Origin of the sequence: Escherichia sp. E14V7 (assembly GCF_004212225.1) — a bacterium.
Taxonomy (GTDB): Bacteria; Pseudomonadota; Gammaproteobacteria; order Enterobacterales; family Enterobacteriaceae; genus Escherichia.
In genome coordinates this window covers 32,530-49,586 of sequence record NZ_RHJJ01000026.1, presented here as the reverse complement: position 1 = coordinate 49,586, position 17,057 = coordinate 32,530, and the positions used below count along the sequence as shown (strand labels likewise).

Annotated in this window: 20 protein-coding genes and 1 pseudogene; 11 read left to right on the top strand and 10 right to left on the bottom strand. The window is 49.0% G+C overall.

The genetic code is table 11. From position 1 onward, the window contains the following. Positions 1 to 39 precede the first annotated feature (39 nt). From D9741_RS22490 to D9741_RS22480, 3 genes are all read right to left on the bottom strand, one after another. Positions 40 to 1,059 (bottom strand): Zn-dependent oxidoreductase, encoded by a 1,020-nt coding sequence (locus D9741_RS22490; protein ID WP_130219079.1) that lies wholly within the window; start codon positions 1,057 to 1,059, stop codon positions 40 to 42. Positions 1,060 to 1,070: 11 nt separating this feature from the next. Further along, positions 1,071 to 2,285, bottom strand: coding sequence for a starvation-sensing protein RspA (rspA, locus tag D9741_RS22485; RefSeq protein WP_064529975.1), 1,215 nt, complete (start codon positions 2,283 to 2,285; stop codon positions 1,071 to 1,073). Positions 2,286 to 2,504: 219 nt separating this feature from the next. Next, positions 2,505 to 2,831 (bottom strand): YnfA family protein, encoded by a 327-nt coding sequence (locus D9741_RS22480; RefSeq protein ID WP_064529976.1) that lies wholly within the window; start codon positions 2,829 to 2,831, stop codon positions 2,505 to 2,507. A 134-nt stretch (positions 2,832 to 2,965) separates the two neighbouring features. On the opposite strand from D9741_RS22480, the gene D9741_RS22475 reads away from it, so the two are divergent. Continuing rightward, positions 2,966 to 3,307 carry a DUF1283 family protein gene (locus tag D9741_RS22475; protein WP_130219077.1) on the top strand — a complete coding sequence of 114 codons (342 nt, stop codon included), beginning with the start codon at positions 2,966 to 2,968 and terminating at the stop codon, positions 3,305 to 3,307. Positions 3,308 to 3,341: 34 nt separating this feature from the next. Beyond that, positions 3,342 to 3,902 carry a spermidine N1-acetyltransferase gene (gene speG, locus D9741_RS22470; RefSeq protein ID WP_130219075.1) on the top strand — a complete coding sequence of 187 codons (561 nt, stop codon included), beginning with the start codon at positions 3,342 to 3,344 and terminating at the stop codon, positions 3,900 to 3,902. 2 nt (positions 3,903 to 3,904) lie between these two features. Here the strand turns inward: speG and D9741_RS22465 are convergent, their stop codons facing one another. Continuing rightward, positions 3,905 to 4,615, bottom strand: coding sequence for a YnfC family lipoprotein (locus D9741_RS22465; RefSeq protein ID WP_130219131.1), 711 nt, complete (start codon positions 4,613 to 4,615; stop codon positions 3,905 to 3,907). Between the two features lie 106 nt (positions 4,616 to 4,721). Here D9741_RS22465 and D9741_RS22460 point away from each other — a divergent pair, with 106 nt between their 5' ends. The 4 genes and pseudogenes from D9741_RS22460 (at position 4,722) to clcB (ending at position 7,275) form a co-directional block, all read left to right on the top strand. Further along, the gene (locus D9741_RS22460; RefSeq protein WP_130219129.1) at positions 4,722 to 5,027 is read left to right on the top strand and encodes a DUF1161 domain-containing protein; all 306 of its coding nucleotides are present in this window, start codon (positions 4,722 to 4,724) and stop codon (positions 5,025 to 5,027) included. 52 nt (positions 5,028 to 5,079) lie between these two features. Then, positions 5,080 to 5,166, top strand: a pseudogene (locus D9741_RS23715) (hypothetical protein); the annotation flags it as partial. Between the two features lie 42 nt (positions 5,167 to 5,208). Continuing rightward, positions 5,209 to 5,823 (top strand): Tat proofreading chaperone DmsD, encoded by a 615-nt coding sequence (gene dmsD / locus D9741_RS22450; RefSeq protein WP_130219073.1) that lies wholly within the window; start codon positions 5,209 to 5,211, stop codon positions 5,821 to 5,823. 159 nt (positions 5,824 to 5,982) lie between these two features. Then, the gene (gene clcB, locus D9741_RS22445) at positions 5,983 to 7,275 is read left to right on the top strand and encodes a voltage-gated ClC-type chloride channel ClcB (RefSeq protein WP_130219071.1); all 1,293 of its coding nucleotides are present in this window, start codon (positions 5,983 to 5,985) and stop codon (positions 7,273 to 7,275) included. Here the strand turns inward: clcB and bioD are convergent. The 3 genes from bioD to D9741_RS22430 form a co-directional block, all read right to left on the bottom strand. Further along, the gene (gene bioD, locus D9741_RS22440; RefSeq protein ID WP_130209293.1) at positions 7,228 to 7,923 is read right to left on the bottom strand and encodes a dethiobiotin synthase; all 696 of its coding nucleotides are present in this window, start codon (positions 7,921 to 7,923) and stop codon (positions 7,228 to 7,230) included. The two genes, clcB and bioD, sit on opposite strands and share 48 nt — an antisense overlap. Before the next feature lie 125 nt (positions 7,924 to 8,048). After that, the gene (gene mlc, locus D9741_RS22435) at positions 8,049 to 9,269 is read right to left on the bottom strand and encodes a sugar metabolism global transcriptional regulator Mlc (RefSeq protein WP_130219069.1); all 1,221 of its coding nucleotides are present in this window, start codon (positions 9,267 to 9,269) and stop codon (positions 8,049 to 8,051) included. A 134-nt stretch (positions 9,270 to 9,403) separates the two neighbouring features. Further along, positions 9,404 to 10,297 carry a LysR family transcriptional regulator gene (locus D9741_RS22430; protein ID WP_130219067.1) on the bottom strand — a complete coding sequence of 298 codons (894 nt, stop codon included), beginning with the start codon at positions 10,295 to 10,297 and terminating at the stop codon, positions 9,404 to 9,406. A gap of 106 nt (positions 10,298 to 10,403) precedes the next feature. Here D9741_RS22430 and D9741_RS22425 point away from each other — a divergent pair, with 106 nt between their 5' ends. From D9741_RS22425 to D9741_RS22410, 4 genes are all read left to right on the top strand, one after another. Further along, on the top strand, positions 10,404 to 11,657 hold the full coding sequence (locus tag D9741_RS22425) for an MFS transporter (protein WP_130219065.1): 1,254 nt from the start codon (positions 10,404 to 10,406) through the stop codon (positions 11,655 to 11,657). 413 nt (positions 11,658 to 12,070) lie between these two features. After that, positions 12,071 to 12,379, top strand: a complete 309-nt coding sequence (gene asr, locus D9741_RS22420) for an acid resistance repetitive basic protein Asr (RefSeq protein WP_214678558.1) — start codon at positions 12,071 to 12,073, stop codon at positions 12,377 to 12,379. Positions 12,380 to 12,471: 92 nt separating this feature from the next. After that, positions 12,472 to 12,555, top strand: coding sequence for a hypothetical protein (locus D9741_RS22415; protein ID WP_000233091.1), 84 nt, complete (start codon positions 12,472 to 12,474; stop codon positions 12,553 to 12,555). Positions 12,556 to 12,654: 99 nt separating this feature from the next. Next, a complete protein-coding gene (locus tag D9741_RS22410; protein WP_130219063.1) occupies positions 12,655 to 13,476 on the top strand; it encodes a serine protease in 822 nt (273 codons plus the stop codon). 38 nt (positions 13,477 to 13,514) lie between these two features. Here D9741_RS22410 and mdtI read toward each other — a convergent pair whose 3' ends face one another. Continuing rightward, positions 13,515 to 13,844, bottom strand: coding sequence for a multidrug/spermidine efflux SMR transporter subunit MdtI (gene mdtI / locus D9741_RS22405; RefSeq protein WP_130219061.1), 330 nt, complete (start codon positions 13,842 to 13,844; stop codon positions 13,515 to 13,517). Then, on the bottom strand, positions 13,831 to 14,196 hold the full coding sequence (gene mdtJ / locus D9741_RS22400) for a multidrug/spermidine efflux SMR transporter subunit MdtJ (protein ID WP_130219059.1): 366 nt from the start codon (positions 14,194 to 14,196) through the stop codon (positions 13,831 to 13,833). Before mdtJ ends, mdtI begins: the two co-directional genes overlap by 14 nt. A 406-nt stretch (positions 14,197 to 14,602) precedes the next feature. On the opposite strand from mdtJ, the gene tqsA reads away from it, so the two are divergent. Then, positions 14,603 to 15,637 carry an AI-2 transporter TqsA gene (tqsA, locus tag D9741_RS22390; RefSeq protein ID WP_130209311.1) on the top strand — a complete coding sequence of 345 codons (1,035 nt, stop codon included), beginning with the start codon at positions 14,603 to 14,605 and terminating at the stop codon, positions 15,635 to 15,637. 24 nt (positions 15,638 to 15,661) lie between these two features. On the opposite strand, the gene pntB is transcribed toward tqsA, so the two are convergent. After that, complete coding sequence (gene pntB / locus D9741_RS22385; protein ID WP_130219057.1) at positions 15,662 to 17,050, bottom strand: Re/Si-specific NAD(P)(+) transhydrogenase subunit beta; 1,389 nt, start codon at positions 17,048 to 17,050, stop codon at positions 15,662 to 15,664. Positions 17,051 to 17,057: the final 7 nt, after the last annotated feature.

Here is a 17,057-nt window from a genome sequence, read left to right as displayed (position 1 = left end):
AGAGGTAAGATGCGTACTACTTACTCGCTGTTATTGGTATTATTCAGAAAAAGTGAGTAAGACTTTGCAGCAATGTTTTTGATCCTGTTCAAATAAACTTATGGCATCAGCAACATGCTGAAAATCAAACGTGTGGGTAATTAATTTTTCTGGTTTAATTAACCCTTTGCTTAACCAGTCGATCACGACCGGGAATTTGTTAGCATTTAACCGGGATGAGAAAATAGAAAGTTCTTTTCCGGTAATTCCCTGCTGAATGACTTCAGACGGTTCACTGGAGAAGCCCATTAACACAATACGTGCCGCTGGAGAAGCCAATGTAACCGCTTCTTTCAAAATTGACGGATGGCAAGCAGCATCAATAATTAATGTTGGCTTGATTCCTTTTTCAGCGAATATTTCACCAAGCGGAGTCTGACCATTATTAATCGCCCAATCCGCCCCGCTCTCTTTCGCTTTTTCCAGTCGTTCATCAATGCGATCGGCAACAATCACGTTTTTGACGTTATAAACACCCTTTAATACCTGAACAATAGTCAGGCCAATCGGACCTGCGCCATAAACCAGCACGGTGTCATCTTCAGTAGGTTTACCGTGTCCGGTTACGTTCGCCGCAATGGTAAAGGGCTCGATCATTACCGCAAATTTATCTGCCACTGCATCGGGGATTTTCCACGCATTTTTTGCCGGAACAACGGCATATTCACTGAAACCACCGTCAGCGTGAACACCTAATACAGCTAGCATTGTACAAACATTCGGTTTACCAATTGAGCACGGATAGCAATGCCCACAGCTCACTACCGGATCTACCGCAACACGTTCACCGATCCGGCTGTTTTCAATACCTTCGCCGACGGCATCAATCACGCCAAAAAATTCGTGGCCAATGACGCGCGGATATTTTGCAAACGGATTATGACCGCGATAAATATGGCTATCAGAGCCACAAATCCCAGCCAGTTTCACTTTTACCCGTACTTCACCCGCAGACGGGTTGGGTATTTCACGTTCGATAATTGCCAGTTGATTTGGTTTTTCAATTAAAATACTTTTCATTATTTTTCTCCTTACCAGTTCCACAGCGTGCCATCTTCCAGACGTGCGACTGGCAGATAAGCGGGTTCGTAGGGGTATTTTGCTGCCAGCTTTTCATCAAACTCGATGCCAAGACCCGGTTTGTCGCCCGGATGCATATAGCCGTTATCGAAAGTCCAGTTATGCGGGAAGACTTCGAGCATTTGTTCTGAATAGCCCATATATTCCTGAACACCGAAATTCGGCACCCACAGATCAAAGTGCAGCGCCGCAGCCATGCAGACAGGCGACAAATCAGAAGGACCGTGTGAGCCAGTGCGTACCTGATACAGGGATGCGAAATCAGCGATCCGACGCATACCGGTGATGCCACCCGCATGAGTCAGCGTAGTGCGGATATAGTCGATGAGTTGTTCTTCTATCAGTTGTTTGCAGTCCCAAATGCTATTGAAGACTTCACCCACCGCAATTGGCGTGACGGTGTGTTGGCGAATGAGGCGGAAACACTCCTGGTTTTCCGCAGGCGTCGGGTCTTCCATCCAGAACATGCGATAATCTTCAATGCTTTTACCAAAACGCGCCGCTTCAATAGGCGTTAAACGATGGTGCATGTCATGCAGCAGATGTTCATCAAAACCAAACTTGTTACGTACCGCGTCGAACAGTTTTGGCATGAAGTCGAGATATTTTTCCGTCGACCACAACTGCTCCTCCGGCCACTGCCCTTTTGTCGCAGGTTCATAAGCCAAACCTTTGCCTTTGGACATGCCATAGGTGGTCTTCATACCTGGAATGCCGCACTGTACGCGGATGGCTTTGAACCCCAGTTCCTGATGACGAGCATAATCATCCAGTGCCTCATCAATGGAGTGACCGGTTGTGTGACAATAAACCATAACCCCTTCGCGAGACGCGCCACCCAGTAACTGATAAAGCGGCATGTTGGCGGCTTTGGCTTTAATGTCCCACAGCGCCATATCAACAGCCGAAATGGCCGACATGGTGACTGGACCGCGACGCCAGTACGCCCCTTTATAGAAAAACTGCCAGATATCTTCGATACGGTGAGCATCGCGGCCTATAAGCTGCGGACAAAGGTGATCTTGCAGATAAGACGCAACGGAAAGCTCGCGTCCATTCAGTGTGGCATCGCCAAGACCGGTAATACCGTCCTCGGTGGTGATTTTTAAGGTGACGAAATTACGCCCCGGACAGGTAACAAAAACTTCAGCCCTTACGATCTTCATGTTCGATTCCTTGCATCGCTTGTCGTGATGCATGAAATCTACGCAACCGAGCTACTACCATACAAGTATAAATGTTGGAAAAGGGAAGCGTGATCACAAAAATAAGCGCGTATTTGCGCCGTGAATAAATCTAAAAAAAGCCAGACTTTGCTGTTATCCTGGACACCGGGTAGAGCATATCTTATTAATAATAAAAGACATTGGTCATTCCCGACAAAATCAAGCTCGTCCCCAGCCAGCAACAATAATCAACATCCCACATAGCGCGACCAATGCTCCAGTCCAGTCGTAGAGACTGAGTTTTACGCCATCCACAACCCGCAGCCACAGCAGCGCCGTGCAAACATAAACGCCACCATAAGCTGCATACACTCGCCCACTGGCCGCCGGATGCAATGTTAACAGCCAGACGAAAAGCGCCAGGGAAATCCCCGCCGGAACCAGCAGCCATACGCTGGCGTTCCGTTTAAGCCATAGCCAGGGCAGGAAGCATCCGACAATTTCACACAAGGCGGTAGCAAAAAACAGTAACGTTGTTTTAATCATCTTTGTCACTCATTGACATCATGTATATTTATGGCTCGACATAATATCATCACCCTATACATCCTTCTGGTACGTTTTGCGTTCGCAGTGGATCGTGTAAAATCCCCTTTAAACATTCATGTAAGGAATGAATCATGAATATTACTTTCTGCAAACGGCTCGGACTGCTCGCTTTTCTGCTACCTTGCGCACTGGCATTTAGCGCAACGACTCATGCAGAAACCAATAAACTGGTGATTGAGTCTGGCGACAGCGCACAGAGTCGCCAACAGGCGACAATGCAAAAAGAGCAATGGAATGAAACTCGCAATCTGCGTCAAAAAGTCAATAAACGCACCGAGAAAGAATGGGATAAGGTTGACGCCGCATTCGATAGCCGCGATAAATGCGAACAAAGTGCCAACATTAATGCCTACTGGGAACCGAATACTTTACGTTGCCTGGACCGTCGTACTGGCCGCGTAATTACCCCCTAACCTGTTATTGATATAAGGAATGTAAGGACACGTTATGACAAGCGCCCACAGTGTTAAGCTACGTCCGCTGGAGCGTGAAGATTTACGCTATGTGCATCAACTCGACAATAACGCCAGTGTGATGCGTTACTGGTTTGAGGAACCCTACGAAGCCTTTGTTGAACTCTCTGATCTGTACGATAAACATATTCACGATCAGAGTGAGCGTCGTTTCGTGGTGGAGTGCGATGGTAAAAAAGCGGGTCTGGTGGAACTGGTTGAAATTAACCATGTCCACCGCCGCGCAGAATTTCAGATAATCATCTCCCCGGAATACCAGGGTAAAGGTCTGGCAACACGCGCAGCAAAATTAGCAATGGATTATGGCTTCACTGTTCTTAATCTCTATAAGCTGTATCTGATTGTCGATAAAGAAAATGAAAAAGCGATTCACATTTACCGTAAGCTCGGTTTTACGGTCGAAGGTGAACTGATGCATGAATTCTTTATTAATGGTCAATATCGCAATGCCATTCGCATGTGTATATTCCAGCATCAGTATCTGGCGGAACATAAAACGCCGGGTCAGGCAATGCTGAAGCCGACCGCGCAATAGCGTTAATAATAATCAATGGTATTTTTGATAGTGTAAACCCGTTCGACGGCGGGTTTTTCCGCTTCATCAACAATGATCAATTGGCAGTCCACCGGATTGGCGTGACTGTCATATTCACAGCTTTGCTTAACATTACCAACTTGTTGATTATTCAGTAAAGTAACTGCCGTGTAATCGAGTTTTTTGATCGGATCAGGTGACGGTGTTGCAGTGACTGATAACGTTTTGTCGTTGCTTACTGTGGTTTTACCCAGCGGATAGCCCTGTTCATCATACCTATAATCCACCTTCATCTGTTTACTGCTGGCTTTAACTACAAAGCCATTATCATCGGTTTCCCAACTCACTCCGGCGGAAGGTAATTCTGCTAACTGACATTTACCCTGTAAACGTACTTTTTTCTCCAGTGTCTGCGCGTCACGGTAATAATTCGCATCCAGCACTAAGGCAACCACGGTATTATTTTCCAGATCCAATAATTCAAGCGAATCGAAGCAACCTTCTTCCGATAAGCTGCCTGAAACACGTTTCGTCACTTCCCCTTGTTCATTCATCAATGTCTGGGTGAAATCTTTAACCGGACCACGCAGCGGATCAAAATCAAATTCATTAGAGAAACTGGCCATCTCTGGCGTAAAAGAAAACGTCACTTCTGCGCGATCGCATCCTGTAAGCATTATCGCGAGCAAACATGGCAGTAATTTGAAATTCACTTTAGTCACCAGACAGTCGAGATTATTATCAATCATAGTAGTAAATACAGTAATTTACACGTGAAATGCTATGCTTAGTGAGTAATATTCATTTAAGGAGCCAATGATGAAAATCTCAACTTATTGCGCCGCGCTACTGCTCACAATTGCCTCACCCGCCGTGCTGGCCGCGCCAGATTCTTGTGAACGGATAAAGAGCGATATTTCACAGCGTATTATCAATAACGGTGTGCCAGAAAGTAGCTTTACTTTAAGTATTGTGCCAAATGATCAGATCGATCAACCTGACACCAGGGTGGTTGGCCATTGTGCCAATGATACTCATAAAATTCTCTATGACCGCACCACCAGCGGTAACAATTCTGCCCCTGCACAACCGACTCAAGATGGCGCGCCTGCCGAACCGCAGTAAAAAGTATGATGGACGCTGGCGCGTCTTATCAGGTCTACATACTGCAACGTGCTTGTGTCTCATACCGGGCGGTGAGATGATCGGGCGAGCGCGATTTTATGGCCTGCATATGACGGTAGGAATGGCCGTCGCAGGTTAACAACTTGGTGCGGGGCAAGCCGCACGTTTCAGGATGATAAGAATGACGCATTTTTCACAACAAGATAATTTTTCTGTCGCGGCGCGTGTGCTGGGGGCGCTGTTTTATTACGCCCCAGAAAGCGAGGAAGCCGCGCCTCTGGTTTCTGCAATGACCAGCGATGGCTGGGAAACTCAGTGGCCTCTGCCGCAAACTTCTTTAGTGCCGCTGGTAACGGCTTTTCAGCAACAGAGTGAAGAGTCGCGTACGCAGGCCTGGCAGCGTTTATTCGTTGGCCCGTGGGCGTTGCCGTCCCCGCCGTGGGGATCGGTCTGGTTGGATCGTGAATCGGTACTGTTTGGCGATTCGACGTTGGCGCTTCGTCAATGGATGCGCGAAAAAGGCATTCAGTTTGAGATGAAGCAAAACGAACCTGAAGATCATTTTGGTTCCTTGCTACTGATGGCGGCCTGGCTGGCGGAGAGCGGTCGTCAGACTGAGTGCGAAGAGTTGCTGGCGTGGCATCTTTTACCGTGGTCGACGCGCTTTCTCGAGGTGTTTATCGAAAAAGCAGAATACCCTTTTTACCGCACGCTTGGTGAACTGGCTCGCTTAACGCTGGCTGAGTGGCAGTCACAATTGCTGATTCCCGTCGCAGTTAAGCCGCTGTTTCGTTAAGGTTCCCGTAGCATTACCGGATGGCGACATTAGCGCGCCATCCCATATTAAATAAGTTACAGTGTCACACCATTTCCCCACATAAAGCACGTACAGCTTTTGCGCCTGACGTCTTTTCCCGCAAAATAGATGCCCGTGTTTAAATTGCCATTTCTACTCATGCATCATCTACACCTTTACCCGGATCTGCGCACCCTGTTTCGTCGTCTGCTTATCGCAACGATAATCGGTATTCTCGCGGCGTTTGCCGTTGCCGGATTCCGTCATGCCATGCTGTTGCTGGAGTGGTTGTTCCTGAGCAATGATTCCGGGAGTCTGGTCAATGCTGCAACAAACCTTTCTCCGTGGCGACGCTTGTTAACTCCTGCGCTCGGCGGTCTGGTGGCAGGTTTATTGCTCATGGGCTGGCAGAGAGTTACGCAGCAACGACCCCATGCGCCGACCGATTATATGGAAGCGTTGCAGAGCGAGGGGCAGTTCGATTACGCAGCAAGCCTGGTAAAATCACTTGCCTCTCTGCTGGTGGTGACCAGCGGTAGCGCAATTGGCCGTGAAGGCGCGATGATTCTGCTGGCAGCTCTTGCTGCATCCTGGTTTGCCCAACGTTTTACGCCGCGTGAAGAGTGGAAATTATGGATTGCCTGCGGTGCTGCGGCAGGCATGGCTGCAGCCTATCGCGCACCGCTTGCCGGGAGTTTATTTATTGCCGAAGTGCTGTTTGGCACCATGATGCTGGCCTCTCTTGGCCCAGTGGTGATTTCAGCCGTGGTGGCATTGCTTGTCAGCAATCTTATTAATCACAGCGATGTATTGCTCTACAGCGTTCAGCTCGAGGTGACGCTGCATGTGCGGGACTATGCGCTAATTATCAGTACCGGCGTGCTGGCTGGTCTTTGCGGACCATTACTGTTGAAAATGATGAGCGCCAGTCATCAAGGTTTTGTTCACCTAAAACTGACGCCGCCCTGGCAGTTGGCGTTAGGGGGGTTGATCGTCGGCCTGCTTTCCCTGCTCACGCCTGCGGTATGGGGCAATGGTTATAGTACGGTGCAATCCTTTTTAACCACCCCACCACTGTTTACGGTCATTGCTGCGATCTTCATCTGCAAACTTTTTGCCGTGCTGGCCAGTAGCGGTTCCGGCGCGCCTGGCGGCGTGTTTACGCCAACGCTATTTATCGGGCTTGCAATTGGCATGCTGTATGGACGTAGCCTGGGGTTATGGCTTCCAGGCGGCGAAGAAATGACGCTTCTACTCGGACTAACAGGGATGGCAACACTGCTGGCTGCGACCACGCATGCGCCAATTATGTCAACATTGATGATATGTGAAATGACCGGGGAGTATCAGCTACTCCCCGGTTTATTGATTGCCTGCGTGATCGCGTCGGTAATGTCGCGGACCTTACACCCTGACTCTATCTACCGACAGCACACTACGCAGCATGGCTAAGCGGATGTATTGACCCAGTTCTCGCTGTTCAGCTCGGGGCAGATAAGGCAGTTCACCAATGAGCGGTGCCGGGAGTTTTTTACCCAGCACATCAATGATTTCAGCATAATGCGCTAACCCAGGGTTAATACGATTAGCCACCCAGCCAATGAGCGGCAGACCGTCGTTCGCAATCGCTTGTGCGGTCAGAAGCGCATGGTTAATACAGCCTTCCTGAATGCCCACCACCATCAACACCGGTAGCTGCTCCTGGACCACCCATTCAGAGAGCGGACGCAGATCATTCATCAGGCTGCGCCATCCGCCAGTCCCCTCAACGACAACATGATCAACTTTGTCAGTCAGGTTAGCCAGACCATTTGAAATGAGCGTGTAATTGATTGGACAACTGTGCGCCACGCTACTTTCTTCTTCGCTTAACGCAATGGGATTGACTGCTTCATAAGGCAGTTCAATTGATGAAACACTCTGCAACACCAGGGCATCTTTATTACGCAGCCCCTCAGGTGTCTCTTTGCTCCCCTTCGCTACGGGTTTGTATCCCGCAACCGTTTTTCCCTGGGAGGCTAACGCTTGTAGCAATGCGCGGGAAACCACCGTTTTCCCTACAGAAGTGTCTGTACCTGTTATAAAGAAACGCTTCAGCATCACTAACTCCACCGTTATGCTTCACTAATATAAGCCAGGAAAATAATTCAACGTGGAAAGTCTAAGTTATGCTTTCTGCACTCAATTTGAGATAGCGCAAATTTTGGTAGAACAGTTAAAAAATGTTAACCCTGCAACAGACGAATCAGCAAAGATCCATTATATAGCGCATCTTTTACCAGCGCGGCCCCTGCCATTGTCCCCTGATTGGTGAACTGAGTGCTCTCAACGCTAATATGCTGGCTGTATGCTGGAAGCGCCTGCTGGCGGATGCTGTCAGAAATCACAGGGAACAGAATATTTGCCGCTTTGCTTAACGGCGAGCCAATCAGTATTTTTTGTGGGTTAAATAAATTCACCATGATGGCCAGAATGCGCCCAACATGCGCGCCTACGCCAGTGATAATATCCTTTGCCAGCAAGTCACCCTGCAACGCCGCATGGCATAATGAATCCACGCTCAAAGGCTGCCCGTGCAACATCGAACTCATTGACTGATTAAGGCGTAATTGCGCCAGTTCGAGGATGCTGTCCACACTGGCGATGGTTTCCAGACAACCGTGGTTACCGCAATAACAGCGTTTACCATACGGATCCACCTGGGTATGACCAATTTCTACCAGGCTACTGCTTCCGGCATGTAACAAGTGACCGTCGGTAATCACGCCCGCGCCAACATTGTGATCAATTACCACCTGAATCACATCGCGAGCCCCGCGAGAGGCTCCAAATAATGCCTCGGCCATCGTCCATGCACTAATATCATGCTGAATGTAAACCGGTACACCCGTGTGCTGCTCCAGCGCTTCGCCGAGCGGCATCTCTTTCACATCCTCGTAAAACGGCATCCGGTGCACAATACCATTTTCCGTATCAATAATTCCCGGCAAAGTAATGGCGATGGATGTCAGGCGTTCGAGTTTTTTCTGATGACGGATAAAAAACTGATCAATATGCGCAATGATACGTTCCAGCAAAGGCAATTCATCCTGAAGCGCCAGCTCCAGTGTCTCTTCCACCACCAGCTTGCTGCTTAAATCACGCAGGGCAAGAAAAATTAAACCACGACTGATGCGCAGAGAAAGATAATGCCAGGCTTCTGTTTCCACCACCAACCCCACCGCAGGGCGGCCACGGTTTCCCCCTTCTTTAATTTCTAACTCTTGCACCAGGTGCGCTTCTAGCATTTCGCGGACAATTTTGGTGATACTGGCGGGAGCCAGTTGCGCCATGCGGGAAAGGTCGATACGCGAAATGGGACCAAGCTGATCAATCAGGCGATAAACAGCACCCGCGTTGGTCTGCTTTATTTGATCAATATGTCCAGGCTGGTTTTCTGCAACCACCTTATACTCCCTATATTTTCGCGCTCCGAAATAATCTGTAGGCTATGGTGAAACACTTCAATGCGTGCCGTCAAATTTTTACTTAGCCATGTGATTAACAGCACACTTTTCGGGTTTTTTAGCTGAATTTTACCTCACCTGAGAGCATTCAGCAGCTGAATACGAAAGTTTCGCGCTGCAGGACTTTGTTCATGATGTGTCGGCCAGACCAACCACATTTCAGAAACCGCATCTTCTTCAGCAATAGGTATCCAACGCATTTCATTAAGCTGAACACGCTTAAATGAGGCGGGCAAAATCGAAACGCCCAAACCGGCAGACACAAGGCCAATGATGGTCATCGCCTCGCCCACTTCCTGGGTAATAACCGGTGTAAGATTGTAGCGTCGCATCAGGCCCAGAATGTCATCATAAAGCCCTGTCCCGACGTGAGGATCAAAGAAAACAAACGGCTCTTTTGCCAGTTCCGCCAACGTAACTACAGATTTACTGGCTAACGGATGATCGTGCGGAATCATCGCCATAAGCGGTTCATGCACAATTACCGCATGGTTCAACGTCTCCGGCAGCAAAGTATTGCGTAACAGTCCCATATCGAGCGTCCCTTCGATAAGGGGCGCAATTTGCTCGCGGGTATTCATCTCGCGCGTCTGCAAATGGACATCAGGAAATTCGCGGCGAAATAACGATAAGGTATCTGACACTGCGCGAATGAATGGCGCCGATGAGGTAAAACCAATGCGTAACTCTCCCGCCTCCCCCTGATGCAGTCGTTCTGCCCGCGCTGCGGCATCGTCTACCAGAGAAAGAATTTGACGACTATCGGCAAGAAATTGTTTGCCTGCAGCGGTGAGCGCGACGCTTCGATTGGTCCTGGCCAGCAGGCGCGCGCCAATTTGTTGCTCCAACGCCTGAATCTGTTGGCTTAGTGGCGGTTGAGAAATATTCAGGCGCGCAGCAGCACGACCAAAATGCAGTTCTTCCGCAACAGCAATGAAGTAACGTAGGTGACGCAATTCGATATTCATATTTCATACATATTATTTGAGACTATTAATATATTAGACATAACAATTCGATTTTCCTACTCTATTCCTGAGCTAACACAACGCGCATATTTAGTAAGGATTTCAAGTGAGTCGTACCACAACTGTTGATGGCGCTCCGGCAAGCGCCACTGACAAGCAAAACGTTTCCCAGCCAAACCTATTCATCAAACGCGGTACGCCGCAATTTATGCGCGTGACCCTGGCGCTTTTTTCTGCCGGACTGGCAACCTTCGCTCTTCTCTATTGTGTGCAACCTATCCTTCCGGTTCTTTCGCAGGAGTTTGGCTTAACACCCGCAAACAGTAGTATTTCACTGTCAATTTCAACGGCAATGTTGGCTATCGGATTGCTGTTTACTGGCCCGCTTTCCGATGCCATTGGTCGCAAGCCAGTGATGGTTACGGCGCTGTTATTGGCCTCCATCTGCACGTTACTTTCGACGATGATGACCAGCTGGCACGGCATTTTGGTGATGCGCGCCTTGATTGGCCTTTCATTAAGCGGCGTGGCTGCGGTGGGCATGACCTACCTTAGCGAAGAGATCCACCCGAGTTTTGTCGCCTTTTCGATGGGGTTGTACATCAGCGGTAACTCGATTGGCGGCATGAGCGGACGCTTAATTAGCGGTGTCTTCACCGATTTCTTCAACTGGCGAATTGCACTGGCAGCGATTGGCTGTTTCGCACTGGCCTCGGCGTTAATGTTCTGGAAAATTCTTCCAGAATCTCGCCATTTCCGCCCTTCCTCACTGCGCCCTAAAACACTGTTTATCAACTTCCGTCTGCACTGGCGCGACCAGGGATTGCCTTTATTATTCGCAGAAGGTTTTTTGCTGATGGGCTCATTCGTCACCCTGTTTAATTATATTGGCTATCGCTTGATGCTTTCCCCGTGGCATGTCAGCCAGGCGGTGGTGGGTTTATTATCGCTGGCCTATTTGACCGGTACCTGGAGTTCACCAAAAGCCGGAACCATGACCACCCGCTTCGGACGCGGTCCGGTGATGTTGTCTTCGACAGGTGTCATGCTTGTTGGCCTATTAATGACATTGTTCAGCTCGATATGGCTGATTTTTGCCGGGATGTTGCTCTTCTCCGCCGGATTCTTTGCTGCTCACTCGGTCGCCAGCAGCTGGATTGGCCCCCGTGCTAAACGCGCCAAAGGCCAGGCTTCCTCGCTGTATCTGTTCAGTTACTACGTGGGTTCAAGTATTGCCGGAACATTAGGTGGGGTCTTCTGGCATAACTACGGCTGGAACGGCGTTGGCGCCTTTATTGCGTCGATGCTGGTGGTCGCGATTATAGTGGGTACACGTTTGCACCATCGATTGCACGCCTGAAAAAATAAGCCCGGGCTGAGTAAAATACCCACACGGGCTTATTGTCTGCTCAACTCAACGTTAATAACCATCCTAAAATAGACGAAGCGCCAGCCAATTCCCGCAGCGCATCTAATGTCATCAGGATAATAAATACCCAAATTAGCGGATTCATTTACTGTGTGTCATTTATTGATGATGCAAAGTAATTCTACCGTTTTGGGAACAGAGAAATAGTAAACTTGATCAAGACTACTGATATTAGTAGGGAATTTACCTTAAGTCACATCGCGTTATTATTTACCAATTTACTTTGTACATATCGTTACATGCCGAAACCAACCACTCACGGAAGCCTCTCATTACCCGAGATATAGTCATTACATCGGCCCCGTAGTGGGGTTGCATAAAAAAACCAAATTGAGGGTATGACAATGAAAAAAGTATTAGCTCTGGTTGTTGCCGCTGCGATGAGTCTCTCTTCTGCCGCTTTTGCCGCAGAGACTGCGACCACACCTGCCCCTGCAACTACTGCCACCAAAGCTGCACCTGCAAAAACCATGCATCATAAAAAACAGCATAAAGCAGCACCTGCCCAAAAAGCGCAGGCGGCTAAAAAGCATCATAAAAAAGCGAAAACTGAACAGAAAGCTCCGGAACAAAAAGCACAAGCTGCGAAAAAACACACCAAGAAACACAGCCATCAGCAACCTGCAAAACCAGCTGCCCAACCAGCAGCTTAAGTTTTCAACAGCAATAATGGCGCGCCCCCTCGCGCCTGAAAATTACGGCGCTAGACGGATAACGTTTAGCGCCGCCTTAAGCGGAGGGTACTATGGTGGGCCGTTATCGCTTTGAGTTCATTCTTATCATCCTTATTTTATGCGCATTGATTGCCACTCGCTTTTATCTTTTCTGATCGTAGTTATCTGATTTCACTCCCACTTTAATCCCGTCCCAGCTATAGTATTTATGAGGGTTTGCTTTTAATAATCATAATTACCCACCAGAGTGTGATATGCGTACAACCATTGCTGTAGTACTGGGTGCAATTAGTTTGACATCTGCATTGGTATTTGCAGATAAACCTGACAGTCCTGAATCGGCTAATGATGAAGTCAGCACCCTTTTTTTTGGTCATGATGATCGAGTGCCAGTAATTAACACGACCCAATCTCCGTGGGATGCGGTTGGGCAACTGGAGACTGCCAGTGGAAATCTCTGCACGGCCACCCTGATTGCGCCCAATCTCGCATTAACGGCGGGTCACTGTTTATTAACGCCGCCAAAAGGCAAACCAGACAAAGCAATTGCGCTGCGTTTTGTGTCGAATAAGGGGCTATGGCGCTATGAGATCCACAACATTGAAGGCCGCGTTGACCCGACATTAGGTAAACGGTTAAAGGCTAATGGAGATGGCTGGATTGTCCCGCCTGCTGCCGCGCCGTGGGATTTTGGTTTGATTGTGCTGCGCAATCCGCCTTCTGGCATTACACCCTTACCACTTTTCGAGGGAGACAAAGCAGCACTCACCGCCGCATTAAAAACGGCAGGTCGTAAAGTGACCCAGGCAGGCTATCCCGAGGATCACCTGGATACGTTGTACAGTCATAAAAATTGCGAAGTGACTGGCTGGGCGCAAACGTCGGTGATGTCGCATCAGTGCGATACCCTACCGGGTGACAGCGGTTCGCCGCTAATGCTGCATACTGATGAGGGCTGGCAGTTGATTGGCGTGCAAAGTTCGGCGCCTGCGGCTAAGGATCGCTGGCGGGCTGATAACCGGGCTATCTCTGTTACCGGCTTTCGCGACAAACTGGAAGAGTTATCCCGGCAATAGCGTTTAAATGCTGCCCGAAAATACGGGCAGCATAAACATCAGGCGAGTTTCACCATGATCATTCCGGCTAACAACAGGACCAGACCAACCCAGCCTTTGCGGTTTAACCGCTGACCAAACAGGACCCAACCGGCTGCTAATGTGGCGACAATACCAAACCCACCCCACAGCGCATACGCCACTGACAAGTCGATCCCTTTCACTGCCTGGGATAGTGCACTAAAAGCAGCAAGTACCGCCGCCAGCGACAACAAGCCATAGACTTTACGGCGAAAGCCATCAGAAAATTTCAAAAAGACGTTAGCAATAATTTCCAGCACTATCGCCAATGCCAACCAGGCGGCGTGAATCCATTCAAACTGAGCCATGATTCTGCTCCAGCGTAGATTTACGCACTTTACGTGTACCCGATTTGATCAAGACAATCCCGGCAACCAGAGTTGTTAACCCGACAATTTTCATCAGCGATAAACTTTCATCAAATAACAGAACGCTAAACAGCGTAATAAATAAAATACCGATACCTTCCCACAGCGCATAGGCAACGCCTAACGCAATTTTTTTAACGGCGAAAGAGAGAAGTATATATGACAGAGAAATCATCACCAGCATTAAAATAAACCCACTGTTTCCATCACTGACGCTAGCCCATTTCATAGATAACGTACCGGTAATTTCTGTGGCAATAGCCAGACCTAATAAAAACCAATAAAAATACATTACCCTTCTCCTGCAAGAGAATTATTTTAATATTCGCTTAATTCAGCGAAAGTAAAGTGGTCAAGCCCAGCGCATAGCGCAAGCTTCGGCAGAAGAAAGGACTAAAGCGCGTTGCGCCAGTGCTGCTCACCTGCGAGCAAGATAGTGGATGAGGTACGAAGATGGGTAAATGTAGAAAATAACGTCCTGAACAAATTGTCCATAAAATTACAATTATCCGCAGTGTTGCTTCTCGTCATCGCGGATGATAATTGTCCTCGGTAGTTGAACACGTCTGATTTGTATCATAGCTTAAGAATTAACTCAAAACATTTTCATTTCTTTACCTGAGTGGTTTGATTTTCGTTATAATGCCGCAGCAAAAAAGAAAATATTATTAGCGAAGGAAGAATATACGGGGATAAGCATGGCAAAGCCGATCATCACACTCAATGGTCTAAAAATCGTCATAATGTTGGGAATGCTGGTCATTATTCTGTGCGGTATCCGGTTTGCCGCCGATATCATCGTCCCCTTTATCCTCTCGCTATTTATCGCGGTAATACTTAATCCTCTGGTACAACGCATGGTTCGCTGGCGAGTGCCGCGCGTACTGGCGGTGTCAATTTTGATGACCATTATCGTGATGGCGATGGTGTTAATGCTGGCCTATCTCGGTTCAACACTCAATGAACTGACCCGCACTTTGCCACAGTATCGCAGCTCAATCATAAAACCCCTGCAGGCTCTGGAACCTTTATTACAGCGCGTGGGGATTGATGTCTCAGTTGACCAACTGGCGCATTACATTGATCCGAACTCGGCAATGACGTTGCTCACCAACTTACTGACTCAGTTATCTAATGCCATGTCGTCAATATTTTTATTGTTGCTGACGGTGTTGTTTATGCTGCTCGAAGTGCCGCAACTGCCCGGTAAACTCCAGCAAATGATGGCGCGTCCGGTTGAAGGGATGGCGGCAATACAGCGCGCGATTGACAGTGTGTCGCATTACCTGGTACTAAAAACGGCTATCAGCATCGTCACCGGACTGGTCGCCTGGGCGATGCTCGCTGCACTGGATGTTCGCTTTGCTTTTGTCTGGGGATTGCTGGCCTTTGCGCTTAATTACATACCCAATATTGGTTCAGTTCTGGCAGCGATTCCCCCTATCGCTCAGGTACTGGTGTTTAATGGTTTCTACGAGGCGTTACTTGTACTGGCGGGATATCTGCTGATTAATTTGGTCTTCGGCAATATTCTGGAGCCACGCATTATGGGGCGCGGGTTAGGACTTTCCACACTGGTGGTTTTTTTGTCATTAATTTTTTGGGGATGGTTGTTAGGTCCCGTGGGAATGCTGCTTTCTGTGCCGTTGACGATTATTGTCAAAATTGCACTTGAGCAAACGGCGGGAGGCCAAAGCATCGCCGTTCTGTTAAGCGATCTCAATAAAGAGTGACGGCCTCCGTAGAGGCCGTTGAGGTTACAGAGCTTTGAGGATTGCATCCACGCTGGCTTTGGCGTCACCAAACAGCATGTGGGTGTTCTCCTTGAAGAACAGCGGGTTTTGCACGCCAGCATAGCCGGTGTTCATCGAGCGTTTAAAGACAATCACGTTCTGCGCTTTCCACACTTCCAGCACAGGCATACCAGCAATCGGGCTCTTCGGATCGTCCTGTGCCGCCGGGTTAACCGTATCGTTGGCACCAATCACCAGTACGGTATCGGTATCAGCGAAGTCATCGTTGATTTCGTCCATTTCCAGCACGATGTCATACGGTACTTTCGCTTCCGCCAGCAACACGTTCATATGCCCAGGCAAACGGCCCGCAACCGGGTGAATCCCGAAGCGCACGTTGATACCGCGCGCACGCAGTTTCTCGGTGATTTCTGCGACCGGATACTGTGCCTGCGCTACCGCCATGCCGTACCCTGGAGTAATGATTACTGAATGCGAGTTTTTCAGCAGCTCCGCCGTCTCTTCTGCGGTGATTTCGCGGTGCTCGCCCACTTCCTGATCATCGCCGGTAGAGGAACCATCAGTGCCGAAACCGCCCGCAATAACGCTGATAAAGGAACGGTTCATCGCCTTACACATAATGTAAGAAAGGATGGCACCAGAAGAACCGACCAGCGCACCGGTCACAATCAGCAGGTCATTACTGAGCATAAAGCCCGCCGCTGCCGCCGCCCAACCAGAGTAGGAGTTCAGCATCGACACCACCACTGGCATATCTGCACCACCGATGGAAGCCACCAAATGCCAACCGAAGACCAGCGCTATAGCGGTCATTATCAGCAATGCCAGCACCTGCAAGCCAACACTATCGGTACGAACAAACACCATCAACAGCAGGAAGGAAACGACCAATGCAGCCAGATTCATTTTATGGCGGTTTGGCAGCATCAACGGTTTAGACGAAATCTTTCCGCACAGCTTACCGAACGCCACAACCGAACCGGTAAAGGTTACCGCACCAATAAAGATGCCAAGGAACACTTCCGTCAGGTGAATATTGGCCAGAATCGGTGCCATTCCCGCGTCATGATGCAGATAGCTGTTAAAGCCAACCAGCACCGCCGCCAGCCCCACGAAGCTATGCAGGATCGCCACCAGTTCCGGCATTTCGGTCATTTCGACTTTCTTCGCCAGACGGATACCAATCGCGCCACCAATGACCATCGCAACCAGGATCCAGCCAACATTGCCAGTATCCGGCCCGAAGATAGTTGCAATTAACGCAATCGCCATCCCGGCAATACCGAGGTTGTTACCACGGCGAGACGTTTCATGTTTAGAAAGCCCGGCCAGACTGAAGATAAACAGGATCGCGGCAACAATGTATGCAGCTGTAACTAATCCTCCAGACATATGTTAC